Genomic DNA, 16,434 nt, shown 5'->3' on the forward strand with positions numbered 1-16,434 from the left:
AATAGTGGATTGCCGTGATCACACTACGTGGTCTCGCTAATAGACGTATAATGAGATTTTTGTAGTTAAACAATAGACTTGCTACATAAATCAAAGATAGTTGAGGGATTTTTAGGAGAAACGAAGCCGGCTACCTTCGCGTACACAGACGTACGTGAGGAGCGGAGGGCGAGTTTCGACGACAAAATCACCAACTAGATTGACTTATGCAGTAAGTCTAATATGCCAACTGGTAAGTTATTATTAGATAATTACCAATTGTTGTTAAATAAGTAAAGATAGGACTATAATGGCAAAAAAAATAACAGCTTATATTAAATTAACTGTGCCAGCGGGTAAGGCTAATCCATCCCCTCCTATTGGTCCTGCCCTTGGTCAGAAAAAACTTAATATTATGGAGTTTTGTAAGGCATTTAATGCTGCTACTCAAGGCGTTGAACCAGGGATGCCTATTCCAGTGGTAATTACTGCTTACGAAGATAATAGTTTTACTTTTGTAACTAAGACTTCTCCGGCATCGTATTACTTAAAACAATTTGCTAAAATTCCGAAAGGTTCTAGTGCTACTAAAAAAGAAGCATTTGTTGGTAAGGTTACCATGTCAGATTGCATTGAAATTGCAAAAATTAAGATGGTAGATCTTAATACTGATAGTTTAATAGCTGCCGCTAAAATTATTCGTGGTACTGCTGAATCTATGGGTCTTGAAGTAGTAGGAGATTAATGTATGATAGTTGATAAAAAGGATGCTGTGAATAATAGAAAACTAACTGGTGGTAAGAAGATAAGGGCAGCGAGGAAGAATATAGAGCTGGCTAACAACCGTACTTTAGCAGAAGGAATAGAAGCATTAAAGTCTGTATCCTATACTAAATTTGACTCTACTTTGGAAGTGGTGATGAAACTAGGAGTAGATCCTAAACACTCGGATCAAATGGTACGTGGTGTTGTTGCATTGCCAGCTGGTACCGGTAAAGTTAGCAGAGTCGCAGTGATTTGTAAGGATGAACAGATAGAAGAAGCCAAGGCAGCTGGAGCAGATATTGCTGGTTCTACGGAAATTATTGATGATATTAAGGCTGGGGAAATTAATTTTGACGTTTGTATTGCAACACCAAATATGATGTCAGTAATAGGTACGGTGGCAAGAATTCTTGGTCCAAAGGGTTTAATGCCCAATCCAAAACTTGGGACGGTAACTACAGATATCGTAACGGCAATTAAAAATGCTAAAAGCGGTCAAGTAGAGTATAGGGTTGAAAAGGCTGGTATTATTCATGCTGGAGTTGGTAAATTATCATTCTCCAAACAAGACTTGCTAAATAATGCATCAACCTTGATATCTGCTGTAGTTAAAGCAAAGCCTTCTGGTGCTAAAGGAAATTATTTAAAAGCAATATATCTATCTTCTACTATGGGTCCATCAGTAAAAATAGATTTAGCAAGTATATCGTAAAACACGACAAGGAGAGTTAAGGTGTTAAGATCAGAGAAACATGAGTTTGTTGTAGAACTTGAAGGAGTGTATCAGCGGTCAAACTCCGTGATAATTACTCATTATCATGGGCTTACTGTTAGTCAAGTAACTACACTACGTAGGTCTCTTAAAGCAAAAAATGTGGGGTTCAAAGTAGTTAAAAATACTTTATCAAAAATAGCAGCCAATAAGGCTGGTATTGATAATATTGCACATTTGCTTGCTGGTCCCACAGCGTTAGCATATTCTGAAGACCTTGTTGAAGCTGCAAAGCTTATCGTAGAATTTGCCAAAACTAATGAATGTTTAAAAGTAGTTGGTGGGTTAGTAAATAATCAAGTATTAGATGCACATTCTGTACAACAATTGGCAAAATTACCTTCATTAGATGAGCTTAGAGGCAAAATTATTGGGGTGCTACAAGCCCCTGCAACTAAAATTGCAGGAGTTATACAAGCTCCGGCATCTAGGCTTGCTAGAGTTTTGCAAGCTTATGCAGATAAAAGTTAATTTAATAAAAAAGTTTTAAAAGGAAGAAAATTATGACAGACCTAGTAAAAATTGTAGATCAATTGTCAACACTTACGGTAATTCAAGCTGCAGAGCTTTCAAAAATGCTGGAAGAAAAATGGGGTGTAACAGCCGCCGCTCCTGTAGCAGTGGCTGCAACTGCTGCCGCATCAGAAGCAGTTGCAGAAAAGACAGCATTTGAAGTTGTTTTAGTTAGTAGTGGTGATAAGAAAATAGAAGTTATTAAGGTAACTAGAGAGCTTACTGGTCTTGGCTTAAAAGAAGCTAAGGAGTTAGTTGATGCTGCCCCAAAAACAGTTAAGTCAGGCGTAAATAAAGAAGAAGCTGAAAGCTTTAAAGCAAAATTAGAAGCAGCTGGAGCAAAAGTTGAATTAAAATAATTTCCATAATATCAATTATTTTATGAAAATTATAGGTTGATTTGATTGGAGTTGATACAAATAACTTACCTTACACATGGCAGTTTAAAAGTCATAGAGAAAATAGCTTGGCATTTATTAGTGAAGAATTACTTTGATAGATAACGAAGCAATCTTGTTTTTTGTCATCCTTGTGTAAGTAGAGGGATATAGATTCTCGCTATTGCTAAGAATGACAACTTATAATTGCTTCACTACTATAAAATAGTTCCTCGCAATGACATTTGTGGATTTGGTGCGATGTTAATTGTGTTAGTTATACATAGATAGTTTGATGAAAGAATTTTTAGTACTAAATCTAGGTTTGTATTGTTGATAATGGGAATGAACTTGTTGTGTGATATTCTATTTTTCTTAAGAGTTATGGTGCTAAATATATTTTTGTGCCTACAAAAGCTATTGCATTTTATACAAAAATATAAACAAAAAGCTATTAAACTTCTAGGGCAGATTTTTTTTGTCATGGGAGAATTTTGTATTTGTTTATCTAAAATTCTGAATCAGGTGAGTATTTGCAACAGATTTAGTAACCCACATTATATTTTTACATTAAAAAATTTATTCATACTGTTTAGCGAAAATAAGAATAATTTAAGATTATACTCGAATAATTTAAAGAATTGGTTCCGTAAAACTACAAACTATGCAGATGCTTTTGTTCCTAGTATGCATGCTAAGCTTCTTTCTTGTTTTATATTCCAATTCTCTAAATCATTCGAGTATGGATTATTTCTAAATCGAGTTCTTTAAGTGGCTTTTTGCTTGGTTTCAAAACAAAAAATTATTAAAAGCTATAATTTTTATCAAAAATATGACAAAAACTTTGTTCACAGCAATAAGTCTATTTTTTTAAGATTACAGCCGAGTTACCAATTATATATTGGCAACTCGCGTTAAGATATAGAAATTAATCAGGAGATTATATGACAACGCAATCTTTATCAATTGGTAAACGCATAAGAAAGAATTTTGGTCACATAAATTTGGTGGCATCTATACCAAATTTGATTGAGGTTCAAAAAAATTCTTATGAAAAAGGTTTTTTACAATTTGGCGTTAAAGACCTTAAGCGAGAAAACAAAGGATTACAATCAGTATTAAGTTCAATCTTTCCGATTCATGATCCATCTAATATTGCCTATTTAGAATTTGCTAAATATGAATTTGATAATCCTAAATATGACGTTGAGGAATGTACTCAAAGAGGTCTTAGTTATGCTGCTCCCCTTAAAGTTACATTGCGATTGAGTATTTGGGACATTGATGAAGATACTGGAGCAAGAGAAATCAAAGGTATTAAAGAACAAGAAGTTTATATGGGGGATATTCCCCTAATGACCAAAAATGGTACCTTTATTATTAATGGTACAGAAAGGGTAGTAGTATCACAGATGCATAGGTCACCTGGGGTATTTTTCTATCATGATGAGGGCAAAGTTCACTCTTCAGGGAAGTTTTTGTATTCTGCTAGGGTTATACCCTATAGAGGATCATGGCTAGATTTTGAATTTGATGCTAAAGATATTATGTATTTTAGAATAGATAGGAAAAGAAAGCTTTATGCTACTACTCTTCTGAGAGCTATTGGAATGTCTACTGATGAAATTATGAAGTTCTACTATGATACAGTAACCTGTTTTACCAAGAATGGATGTTGGGCAACGAAGTTTATACCGGAATCTATAACCGCTCATAGACTTGTTACTGATTTAGTTGATGCGGATACTGGCAATATGATACTTGCATCTAGTCAGAAGATTACCCCTCGTTTGGCTAAGAAGTTTGCTCAAGATGGAGTAAAAAATATTTTAGTAGAACGTGAGTATTTAGTAGGAAAATATTTATCACGTGACCTTATTAATCCGGATAATGGTGAAGTATTAGCTGCCATTGGTGAAATGATCACAATAGATATGCTAGATTCTATTATGGCTCTTGGAATTTCGTCTGTCGACGTACTTGCTATAAATAGCCAATCAGGTCCTTACATAAGAAATACCTTATTTGCTGATAAAAATCAAAGCTATGAATCAGCGTTGATAGACATATTTAGGGTATTAAGACCAGGAGAACCTGCTAATATTGACGCTGCTAAGGTATTATTTAATAATTTGTTTTTTGAACCTGAAAGATATGATCTTTCAGAAGTTGGTCGTATTAAAATGAATTCAAGATTGGAAATGAATATACCAGAATCTACAGCTATTTTAACTCTTGAAGATATTAAACATATTATTAAAGTTTTAGTAGATCTAAAAGATGGTAAAGGTTCGATAGATGATATTGATCACCTTGGTAATAGAAGAGTTAGATCAGTTGGTGAGTTAATTGAGAATCAATTTAGGATTGGTCTTGTTCGTATGGAGAAATCTGTGCTTGAAAGAATGTCCGTGGTTGATCTTGATGCGGTTATGCCTCATGATTTAGTAAATTCAAAGGTTTTAGTTTCTGTCGTAAAAGAGTTTTTTAGCACTTCACAACTTTCTCAGTTTATGGACCAAACTAATCCATTATCAGAAATAACTCATAAGAGAAGATTATCAGCTTTAGGACCTGGTGGAATTAGTAGAGAGAGAGCTGGATTTGAAGTAAGGGACGTTCATCCTACCCACTATGGACGTATTTGTCCAATTGAAACACCAGAAGGACAGAATATAGGGTTGATTAATTCCATGGCTACTTATGCTAGGGTTAATAAACATGGTTTCATTGAAACGCCTTATCGAAAAGTTGTAGATGGTCATGTAACTGATGAAGTTGTTTACTTATCAGCTATTGAAGAAGGGAAATATAAAATTGCTCAAGCTAATGCAGTCATCGATCAAAAGGGTTTGTTACAGGAAGAGTTAATTAATTGTCGGATTGATGGTGGTAATTTTGTTATGCTTACCCCGAGCGAAATAGATTATATTGACGTTACCCCGATGCAAGTTGTTTCTGTTGCTGCATCACTTATTCCATTTTTGGAAAATGATGATGCTAATAGAGCATTGATGGGATCAAACATGCAACGTCAGGCTGTACCACTTATTAGGAGTGATGCCCCTTTAGTTGGGACTGGTATTGAAGGAATTGTTGCACAAGATTCTGGCGTTTCAGTTGTAGCCTTACATGATGGAATAGTAGAGCAAGTTGACTCAACTAGAATAGTAATAAGGACTAAGGAACAAAAAACAGATGGCTCACCTGGTGTAGATATTTATAATTTATTAAAATTTCAAAGATCTAACCATAATACTTGTATTAATCAAAAGCCGTTAATTAATGTTGGTGATTATGTAGTAAAAGGTGAAGTAATTGCTGATGGACCAAGCACAGATAATGGAGAGATAGCTCTTGGCAGAAATGTTCTGGTAGCTTTCTTACCATGGAGTGGTTATAATTTTGAAGATTCAATTTTAATATCAGAACGTATTGTAAAAGATGATGTTTATACTTCAATTCATATTGAAGAATTTGAAATAATTGCTCGAGATACTAGGCTTGGTCCTGAAGAAATTACTCGTGATATTCCAAATGTTAGTGATGAAAGTTTACGTCATCTTGACGAAGTAGGTATAGTATATGTTGGGGCAGAAGTAAAACCTGGCGATATTTTGGTGGGTAAGGTTACTCCTAAAAGTGAGTCACCTATGACTCCAGAAGAGAAATTACTTCGTGCTATTTTTGGAGAAAAGGCTTCGGATGTGCGGGATTCATCTTTACGTGTTCCTTCTGGAATCGCTGGTACAGTGGTGGAAGTACGGGTATTTTCTCGTAGGGGAGTAGAAAAAGATGAGCGTGCTATAGCTATTGAAAAACAACAAATTGAAAAATTATCAAAAGATAGAGATGATGAACTTCGCATCGTAGAGCATTTTGTTTTTATGCGTTTGGAGAAGATTTTAATAGGTCAAACGGTTGTTAGTGGCCCTAAATCCGTAAAATCCGGTCAATTAATTAGTGATCAAACCCTTAAATCATTATCTAAAGGACAGTTTTGGCAGCTGATTGTTGAAGATGCTGATGTAATGAATGAAATTGAACAAATTAAACGTCATTATGATGAAAAAAAAGATAGGCTCAATAAGCGTTTTTCTAGCAAAGTAGAAAAATTACAAAGTGGTGATGACTTACCACAAGGGGCTCTTAAAGTTGTAAAAGTATTTATTGCGACTAAACATAAGCTACAACCTGGGGATAAAATGGCAGGAAGACACGGGAATAAGGGGGTGATCTCTCGTATTATGCCAGAAGAAGATATGCCATTTTTAGAAGATGGTACAGTAGTTGATATAGTTCTTAACCCACTTGGCTTACCTTCACGGATGAATATAGGACAGGTTCTAGAGACTCATCTTGGTTGGGCGGCAGTGAATCTTGGTAAAAAAATATCTTCTATGTTGGAGCAAGTTCATAACAATAATATTGATATAGAAGAGCTTAAATCTTTTGTATCCACAGTATATGGACATAATTCAACGTCAAAAGATATAAAGAAAATGTCCACTGAAGAAATTATGGCATTTTGTAATAATATCGATAAGGGGGTATATTTTTCAACTCCGGTTTTTGATGGAGCAAAGGTTGAGAATGTAAAAGAAATGCTAACTTTGGCAGATCAAGACCCATCCGGTCAAATTAAGTTGATTGATGGTAGAACAGGAGAATATTTTGATCGTACCGTTACAGTTGGCTATAAATATTTCCTAAAACTACACCATTTGGCTGATGATAAAATCCATGCTCGTTCTATTGGTCCTTATAGTTTGGTAACTCAACAACCATTAGGCGGTAAATCGCATTTTGGTGGTCAGAGGTTCGGTGAGATGGAATGTTGGGGCTTGCAAGCTTATGGTGCTGCTTATACGTTACAAGAAATGCTAACTGTAAAATCGGATGATGTGGTTGGTAGGATTAAAATTTATGAGTCTATTGTCCGAGGTGATAATAATTTTGAATCTGGTATTCCAGAGTCATTTAACGTAATGATCAAAGAGTTCAGATCCTTATGTTTGAATGTAAAACTTGAAGATACTGCAACAGATTAGGTTTTGTGATAAGCTGAATTTAATAATAGTCATCCTGGGTTCTCTTGGGTCTTGGAGTCTTCTAGGTCATCCTGAACTCTCCTTTCCTAAGTCATCCTGAATTTATTTCAGGATCTTTTGTGTGTACAGGCTAGATCCTAAAATAAGTTCAGGATAACCTAGAAGGCTTCAAGACCCAAGAGAACTCAGGATGACGTAGGAAAGGGTGCTTAGGATGGATGGCCCAAGAGGCTTCAGTATGACGTAGGAATTTAATCTCCTAGTGTGCCTATACGGAAATTGCAATTTTATGCAAAAATAATGAAAGCAGCTATTAGTGCAACATAAAAATCTGCTATATTTATAGATATAACCTAATTTGGAATAACTTGCTATATCAAATTCAGGCTAGGAGACTGTCGGATATGACTAATTAATTAGTCATATCCGACAATCTCCTAAACTAGAGCTGATAAAATTTTTTGAGGAAAAATCTTTATGACAACAGGAATGACAAATTTTTATGGGCAATTAAGCAGTACTCAGCAATTTGATCAAATAAGAATTAATATTGCTAGTCCTGATCAAGTGCGTTCATGGTCTTTTGGTGAAGTGATGAAACCTGAGACGATAAATTACCGTACGTTTAAGCCTGAGAAAGAAGGGTTATTCTGTGCTAGGATTTTTGGGCCTGTGAAAGACTATGAGTGTCTTTGTGGCAAATACAAGCGTATGAAATATCGTGGTATTACTTGTGAGAAATGCGGTGTTGAAGTTACTACATCTAGGGTTCGTAGAGAAAGAATGGGGCATATTGAACTAGCAGCACCAGTTGCTCATATATGGTTCTTGAAATCTTTACCATCAAGGATTAGTACGTTGCTAGATATGACTATGAAAGATTTGGAGAAAATTCTGTATTTTGAAAGTTATGTTGTAGTTGATCCTGGTTTATCTGTCCTACAGAGAGGGGAACTTCTATCGGAAGATGGCTTGCAAAGAGCACAAGATGAATATGGAGAAGATAATTTTACCGCTTCTATTGGAGCAGAAGTAGTCCGTCAAATGCTTTCAGAGCTTGATTTGCCTGAATTAAAGAAGAAGTTGCAGGAGGATTTATCAAGTACCTCTTCAGAGGTTAAAAAGAAGAAGATTATCAAAAGACTTAAGTTAGTGGAAGATTTTCTTGAATCTGAGAATAAGCCGGAATGGATGATTATGACTGTCCTGCCAATTATTCCACCTGAGATTAGACCATTAGTTATGCTTGATGGAGGAAGATTTGCAACTTCTGATCTTAATGAGCTTTATAGAAGAGTTATTAATAGAAATAATAGATTAAAAAGACTATTGGAACTAAAAGCACCGGATATTATCATCCGAAATGAAAAAAGGATGTTACAAGAATCGGTCGATGCATTATTTGATAATGGTCGTCGTGGTAAAGTAGTGAAAAATACTAATAAACGTCCGTTTAAATCACTTAGTGACATGTTAAAGGGTAAACAAGGTCGTCTCCGTCAGAACTTGCTTGGTAAAAGGGTGGATTATTCTGGTCGCTCGGTTATCGTTGTTGGACCAGAGCTTAAGTTGCATCAATGTGGTTTACCAAAGACTATGGCGTTGGAATTATTCAAACCATTTATTTATTCAAAGCTTGAATTACATGGAATTGCTACCACTATAAAAGCTGCTAAAAAAATGGTTGAAGCTGAGAAACCAGAAGTATGGGATATTTTAGAAGAAGTTATACGTGAACACCCGGTATTGCTGAATAGAGCCCCAACTTTACACCGTTTAGGTATTCAGGCTTTTGAACCTTTACTGATAGAAGGTAAAGCTATCCAGTTGCATCCTTTAGTATGTGCTGCATTCAATGCTGACTTTGATGGTGATCAGATGGCAGTGCATATCCCTCTTTCAATTGAGGCTCAGCTTGAAGCAAGAGTACTAATGATGTCGACAAACAACATATTAAGCCCAGCAAATGGTCGTCCGATTATCGTGCCTGATAAGGATATAGTACTTGGTCTTTATTATTTAACCATGGTTTTTGACAATGAACCTGGTGAAGGAATGGTATTTGCCAATATATCGGAGGTTGAACATGCTTTGTATAATAAGGTAATAACTATTCACTCAAAGATAAAATTTCGCCGCGATATGCTTAATGCTGAAGGAAAAATTGTGGCAACTATGGTGGATACTACCTTTGGTAGATTAATTATCGGAGAGTTATTGCCTCGCAATTATAATGTTGGATTTAAGTTTGTAAATAAAGCCATGACTAAAAAAGATATATCTGGGGTAATTGATTTGGTGTATCGCCATTGCGGTCAAAAGGCTACGGTGATTTTTGCTGATCAGCTAATGAAACTTGGATTTAAATATGCTTGTTCCTCAGGTATTTCTTTTGGTATGGACGATATGGTTGTACCAAAATCAAAAAGTAGTCATATTAATGCAACATTGACTGAGGTAAAAGAGTTTGAACAACAATATTCTGATGGTCTGATTACTTATGGTGAAAAATACAATAAAGTAATTGATTCTTGGTCTAGATGCACTGATAAAGTAGCAAATGACATGATGAAAGAAATTGCGATGATGCCGGTTAATGATAAGCCTAATCATCAAAAAGTAAATTCTATATATATGATGGCTACTTCAGGAGCAAGAGGATCAGCAGCACAGATTAAGCAGTTAGCTGGTATGCGTGGTTTGATGGCTAAACCATCAGGTGAAATTATTGAAACTCCTATTATCTCTAATTTCCGCGAAGGTCTTACTGTTCTTGAATATTTTAATTCTACACATGGCGCACGTAAAGGTTTGGCGGATACGGCATTGAAAACAGCTAACTCTGGGTATTTGACTCGTAGATTAGTTGATGTTGCTCAAGATTGCATAATTACCGATGAAGATTGTCAAACTACAAAAGGTATAGAAGTTAGAAGTATTATTGATGGCGGCGAAGTTATTGTATCACTAGCAGAGCAAATTTTAGGCAGAACAGTGGCGATTAACGTATATCATCCAGTTACTAATAGGCTATTACTGTCAGCTGGTGAATTAATTAATGAAGCAAAATTAGAAGAAATCGAATCTTCTGGTTTAGATTCGGTGTTAGTAAGATCTGTTTTAACATGTGAGATTGCTGACGGAATATGTGTAAAATGTTATGGTAGAGATTTAGCTACTGGTTCCTTAGTTTCAGTAGGAGAAGCAATCGGAGTAATTGCTGCCCAGTCAATCGGTGAGCCAGGTACTCAGCTAACTATGAGAACTTTCCATATTGGTGGTGCTGCAACAAAAGGTGCTGAAATATCTTCAATAGAAGCCTCTCATGATGCAAAAGTAAAGATTCTAGGGCGTAATGTCGTTGTTGATTCCGAAGGTCGTAAGATTGTAATGGGGCGTTCATGTGAGTTATTATTATTGGATAGTAATAATAATGAGAAAGCAAGACATAAAGTACCATATGGGGCAAGATTAATAGCTGATGATTCAGATAAGGTAAAAAAAGCACAAAAATTAGTAGAGTGGGATCCGTATACTATTCCAATTATTACCGAGAAATCTGGTAAAGTTGTATTTAAGGATATGGTAGAAGGGGTATCAATTCGCGATGTTACTGATGAAGCAACTGGTATTTCTAGCAAAGTCATAGTTGAATCAAAACAATATTTACGTGGAGCAGAGTTACGTCCTCGTATCCAATTAGTTGATGAGAATGAAGAAACTGTCATGTTATCCAATGGTTTAGAGGCTAGATACTATATACCAGTAAATGCTATTTTAAGTGTTGAAGATGGTGCTAAAGTATCAGTAGGTGATATTTTGTCACGTATTCCAAGGGAATCAACTAAAACAAAAGATATTACTGGTGGTCTTCCAAGGGTAGCTGAGCTTGTTGAAGCTAGACGTCCAAAAGATCATGCCGTTATTGCAGAAATAGATGGTAGAGTTGAATTTGGTAAAGATTATAAGTCAAAAAGGCGTATTATTATTCAGCCAAGTGAAGGTGGTATGCCAATTGAGTATATGGTACCAAAAGGTAAGCATGTTGTTGTTAATGAAGGTGATCTTGTTAAAAAAGGCGATATGTTAATTGATGGCAATCCAGTGCTACAAGATATTTTAAAGGTAATGGGAGTGGAAGCTCTTACAAGTTACATGGTTGGAGAAATACAAGCAGTCTACCGTTTGCAGGGTGTGAAAATTGACGATAAACATATCGAGGTAATAATTCGTCAGATGCTACAAAAAGTAGAAGTAACTCATTCTGGTGACACGACATTGATGGTTGATGAGAAGATAGATCATCGTGAATTTGCCGAAATTAATGAAAAAGCTATCAAGAATGGTTTAAGACCGGCTGAAGCTCAACCAATCTTACAAGGTATTACTAAAGCATCGTTACAAACTAGATCATTTATTTCTGCTGCTTCTTTCCAGGAAACAACAAGAGTTCTAACGGAATCTGCTATAGCTGGAAAAGTCGATAAATTACGTGGACTGAAGGAAAATGTCATAGTTGGTAGGTTGGTACCGGCAGGGACAGGTTTCTATATGAATAGGATGCGTAAATTTGCAGCTAAGCTAGATCATGACGAGATGGACTATCAGAAAACTTTAGTTGACTATAATGGTCCTCATACTTTGGACAAAAAAATAGAAGAAGTAAGGTAGAATTCTTGAGCTAAAAAAGGAGAGCTAGAGATGAAAAAATAACCCACTTTACGCATAATCCACATGGCAATTTAGAAATTGCAAAAAAGTACAAGGTGTTGTTGTGAGCATCATATCTTTACCCATAAGTTGTAATCTACATGATTATTGCATGGAGAATTTTATTTTTAACTACGGGTAAAGATATGAGTGGTCGTGGCAATTCGCATTCATTATATGGTACCTCTGACTGGACTTGAACCAGCACGCCTTTTGAGCTGTAGATTTTGAGTCTACCGTGTCTACCATTCCACCACAGAGGCATTAATTAGATTTTTTAGACCTTGTCAACAAAATAGCTGTATCTTTGTAAGATGTAAATAATTACTTGATTAAAACTAAAAGAATATTTCAGAACTTTTTCCATGCGATTTTTAAGTTGTCCTTCGTAGGATATTTTTTCTATTGCGTAGAATTACACTTTCAGAGCTTGTCCGCAAACTATAGCTGTCGTTTTGTCAAGGATCTAGATGATTTGCTGTTAAGCATTACCCGTTCTTGAAGAAAAATGAGATTCTTTAATACCAAGATTTTGCAAAGCATTGTGCCACTTATGTTCTGGATGACCAGAAAAAATAAACTCTTTATCACAATCTGTTATTATCCACAGATTATCTTTAATCTCTGCTTCAAGTTGTCCTGCTTTCCAAGAAGTGTAACCAATAATAAATAAACTATTTTTAGGACCTTGACCAGAAGCAATATCATGAGGGATTTGGGGATTAGAACTAACTGCTAAATGATTCTGAAACTTCAATAATAAATTCTCGTTATAATCATCAGAATGCAGGAAAAATCCGCGTTCATGCTCAACTGGTCCTCCCAAATAGATAGGCATCATAATATTATCTACCTGATCATCAGATATTTTGAAGAACGATTTTATTTCTATATGATTTACTAAATTATTGAAAATTAAACCCATCGCTCCTTCTGCTGTATGAGAGAGCATATAAACAAGTGATTTATTAAATATACCATCAAGCATGTAAGGAGTAGCTATTAAAACCTTACCAGATAGATTATCAAAAATTTTGTTATTTTTATTCATAATGTTTATTGTATTATTAAATTTATTTAGTCTCTATTAAATATATACACTAGCTTTTAAATACATATAGTGTTAAATTACGTCTATTCAATAATACTCTTGAATATGAAAACAAATATATCCTACACTTATTCTAAACCTAAAGTAATTTTTAGAAAAGTCTAATGTTTACTTGGTTTGACATAATAATACTGGCAATTATTACCGCTTCATCAATGTTAGGAGTCTATGGGGGGCTAATAAAACTTACTATTAACTTACTTTGCTTTATATTTTCAATTCTTTTTGCCTATTACCTATCTCCATATATTACTGAAATTGTTACTCGATATTTTGTTAACCATGTTGCGCTAGTAATCAGTTCTGGGATTATCTCCTATATTATATCTTGGATCGTATGTTCTTTCTTAACCCATAAATTTCTTTTGATAATTTCTGTTATAAGTGGTGGGGTCATTGATAGAACTCTAGGCCTAGCCGTTGGTATGCTTAGGGGTATGATTATTTGTTTGTTTCTATTTCTAATCTTAACAATTTTATTTTCTGGTAGTTATCTGCAAGCAAAAACGCTAAAAGACATTATACAAAATACTACCATTGATAAATATCCGGAATGGCTTAAAGAATCAGCGACTACTCCCTATCTAGATAATTTAAGTAAAAACCTTATAAAGACTCTACCACAAGATAGTTTGGAATCCATTAAATTACCCATAAAATCAGAGATTATTGATACTACAAATGTGTTAAAAGAATCACAATCTAAAGAATCTTCCAATAAAGTGAAAAAACTGCCTGAAGATCTTAGGCAAGAACTTAATGAAGTATTGTTTCAAGAATTAGAGAAAAATGATTAGCTTATTTCAAGCAAAAATACAATGTCATTCCTGCGTAGGCGGGAATCTAGACACTTATATCATAATTTAAAGATATAAGTGTCTAGATACATGTTTATGCAGGTATGACAAAAAACTGGATTGCTTCGTCGACCTACGGTCTTCCTCGCAATGATGTTAACCACAGATGATTTAAAACACCATACTTAAAATACCTTTCCCCTTCTAACTTTTGACAGCTGTGGTGGGAATCTAATATCCTTGCTTTCGTAGGGATAACATTTAAGTTAAGCTGACAAACATTATAAATAGTTAATTTATGAAATCATATACATTTAAAGAACATTTTTTAGAGTTAAAAGCTAGATTTTTACGAGTGTTTGTTGCATTCGTTATTGGTTTTATTATTTGTTATTATTTTAGTAGTAATATATATGATATTTTGTTAGAACCACTGGCAGAATTAAGTCATTATAATACAAGAAGAGTGATCTATACTGGTCTTACTGAAGCATTTTTTACTTACATAAAACTTGCGGCTTTTGTTTCTTTTATCATGATTATACCAATTATTAGCATAGAATGCTTTTTATTTATAAAACCTGGATTATATTCACATGAAAAAAAATATGCGGCTTTTATTCTTTTTATGGCTCCTGTTTTGTTTTGGTGTGGGGGGATATTTGTGTTTTATTTTGTTATGCCACGTGCTTGGCAATTTTTTCTGAGCTTTGAAAATAATAATGTCATTATTCCGCTAATTCTAGAAGCTAGAGTTAGCGAATATTTAAACTTAATAATTCAGCTAATTATTGCTTTTGGTGTAGCTTTCCAATTACCAATTGTTATGTTAATATTGAATTTATTGAAAATATTAACAGCAAAAGACTTAGTGAACAAGCGAAGATGGTCTATAATAATTATTTTTATTATTGCTGGTATTTTAACTCCACCGGATGTGCTTAGCCAATTTGCTCTTGCAATACCAATGCTTTTATTATATGAAACTTCAATCATTATGTGTAAATTTGTAGAAAATCGAGGAAATTAGATGTTAGATATAAAATGGATTAGGGAGAATAAGCAGGAATTTGATGATTTACTTATTAAAAGGGGAATTGCCCCAATGTCCAATAAAATTACTAAACTAGATGAAAGCAAACGTCAACTTACTAATCTTATTCAACAATTTCAACATGCAAGAAAGAAAAAATCTAAATGTTTAGGTAACATGCCTAATAAGATTGGTAAGGAATTTGAAGAATTAAAGCGTGATGTGGAGCATATAAATGAAAAATTAGAAGAACTGAATCTAAAATTAAATAGTAATCATCAGCTAAACGATATGCTTGAGGTATTACCAAATCTTCCTGATGATGATGTGCCGTACGGTACTGATGAAAGTATGAATAAACTAATTAGAATAGTTGGAGACATTACAACAAGACCATCTCCAATATTCGCTAAGCAGCATTTTGAGCTTGGTGAAAGTTTAGGTATGATGGATTTTGTACGTACAGCTAAAATGTCTGGTAGTAGGTTTGTAACTCTAAAGGGAGATTTAGCAAAGTTAGAGAGAGCATTGATTAACTTTATGATTGATACTCATACTCAGGAATTTGATTTTACTGAATTATCCCCCCCATCTTTAGTACGACCAATGGCTATGTATAATAGTGGTCAATTGCCCAAATTTGCAGAAGAGTCATTTGAAACGGTGAATAATTACAGGTTAATTCCAACAGGCGAAGTACCTCTTGTTAATATGGTATCTGATACTATCATAGCTAGGGAAGAATTACCTATACGTTATGTCGCTTATACCCCATGTTATAGATCAGAATCTGGAAGTAGTGGTAAGGATACTAGAGGTATGATACGTATGCATCAATTTGGTAAAGTTGAATTGGTTATAATAACTACTGCAGAAGAGTCTAAGCGTGAACATGAATATATAACTAATGCTGCTGAAACCATTCTAAAAAAACTTGATCTACCATATAGAGTTATGTTGCTTTGTACTGGGGATATGGGATTTACTGCACAAAAAACCTATGATCTGGAAGTATGGTTGCCAGGCCAAAATTTATATCGTGAGATTTCAAGCTGTTCTAATTGTGGAGATTTTCAGGCGAGAAGGATGAAAGCTAGATATAAAGAATTTGGTAGCAACGAAACTACTTTTGTCCATACGTTGAATGGTTCTGGTTTACCAATTGGTAGAACAATAATTGCAATTCTAGAAAATTACCAAAATGCTGATGGTTCAATAACGGTTCCAGATGTTTTGGTAAGTTATATGGGTGGGTTAGAGCGAATTCATACTAGTAATAAATGATCCTGATAATTGATCTTACTTTCTAAAATTATCATATTTTAA

At 34.5% G+C, this 16,434-nt stretch carries 9 protein-coding genes, 1 tRNA gene and 1 pseudogene; 9 read left to right on the forward strand and 2 right to left on the reverse strand.

The annotated features are described in order from the left end of the window. Positions 1 to 289 precede the first annotated feature (289 nt). From rplK to rpoC, 6 genes are all read left to right on the forward strand, one after another. Positions 290 to 724: a 50S ribosomal protein L11 gene (gene rplK / locus AAGD39_RS04250; protein ID WP_341756170.1), complete on the forward strand. Its 435-nt coding sequence runs from the start codon at positions 290 to 292 to the stop codon at positions 722 to 724. Positions 725 to 727: 3 nt separating this feature from the next. Next, a complete protein-coding gene (gene rplA / locus AAGD39_RS04255; protein ID WP_341756171.1) occupies positions 728 to 1,456 on the forward strand; it encodes a 50S ribosomal protein L1 in 729 nt (242 codons plus the stop codon). A gap of 21 nt (positions 1,457 to 1,477) precedes the next feature. Next, entirely contained in the window at positions 1,478 to 1,987 is a 510-nt protein-coding gene (gene rplJ, locus AAGD39_RS04260; RefSeq protein ID WP_341756172.1) for a 50S ribosomal protein L10, read from the forward strand. A gap of 32 nt (positions 1,988 to 2,019) precedes the next feature. Further along, positions 2,020 to 2,388, forward strand: coding sequence for a 50S ribosomal protein L7/L12 (gene rplL, locus AAGD39_RS04265; RefSeq protein ID WP_341756173.1), 369 nt, complete (start codon positions 2,020 to 2,022; stop codon positions 2,386 to 2,388). Between the two features lie 962 nt (positions 2,389 to 3,350). Beyond that, positions 3,351 to 7,457, forward strand: a complete 4,107-nt coding sequence (rpoB, locus tag AAGD39_RS04270; protein ID WP_341756174.1) for a DNA-directed RNA polymerase subunit beta — start codon at positions 3,351 to 3,353, stop codon at positions 7,455 to 7,457. Between the two features lie 477 nt (positions 7,458 to 7,934). Next, complete coding sequence (gene rpoC / locus AAGD39_RS04275; RefSeq protein ID WP_410520853.1) at positions 7,935 to 12,128, forward strand: DNA-directed RNA polymerase subunit beta'; 4,194 nt, start codon at positions 7,935 to 7,937, stop codon at positions 12,126 to 12,128. A 217-nt stretch (positions 12,129 to 12,345) separates the two neighbouring features. Here the strand turns inward: rpoC and AAGD39_RS04280 are convergent. Both AAGD39_RS04280 and AAGD39_RS04285 read right to left on the reverse strand, forming a co-directional pair. Continuing rightward, positions 12,346 to 12,430: transfer RNA gene (locus AAGD39_RS04280), tRNA-Leu, on the reverse strand. 218 nt (positions 12,431 to 12,648) lie between these two features. Next, positions 12,649 to 13,218, reverse strand: a complete 570-nt coding sequence (locus tag AAGD39_RS04285; protein WP_341756175.1) for a YqgE/AlgH family protein — start codon at positions 13,216 to 13,218, stop codon at positions 12,649 to 12,651. 164 nt (positions 13,219 to 13,382) lie between these two features. Between AAGD39_RS04285 and AAGD39_RS04290 the strand changes: the two genes are divergently transcribed. From AAGD39_RS04290 to serS, 3 genes and pseudogenes are all read left to right on the forward strand, one after another. Beyond that, on the forward strand, positions 13,383 to 14,075 hold the full coding sequence (locus tag AAGD39_RS04290) for a CvpA family protein (protein WP_341756176.1): 693 nt from the start codon (positions 13,383 to 13,385) through the stop codon (positions 14,073 to 14,075). A 298-nt stretch (positions 14,076 to 14,373) separates the two neighbouring features. Then, positions 14,374 to 15,128 (forward strand): annotated as a pseudogene (gene tatC / locus AAGD39_RS04295) (twin-arginine translocase subunit TatC). Further along, on the forward strand, positions 15,106 to 16,392 hold the full coding sequence (gene serS, locus AAGD39_RS04300; protein WP_341756177.1) for a serine--tRNA ligase: 1,287 nt from the start codon (positions 15,106 to 15,108) through the stop codon (positions 16,390 to 16,392). Before tatC ends, serS begins: the two are co-directional and overlap by 23 nt. Positions 16,393 to 16,434: the final 42 nt, after the last annotated feature.

The sequence above is a fragment of the Candidatus Tisiphia endosymbiont of Nemotelus nigrinus genome, assembly GCF_964026475.1.
Classification (GTDB): Bacteria; Pseudomonadota; Alphaproteobacteria; order Rickettsiales; family Rickettsiaceae; genus Tisiphia.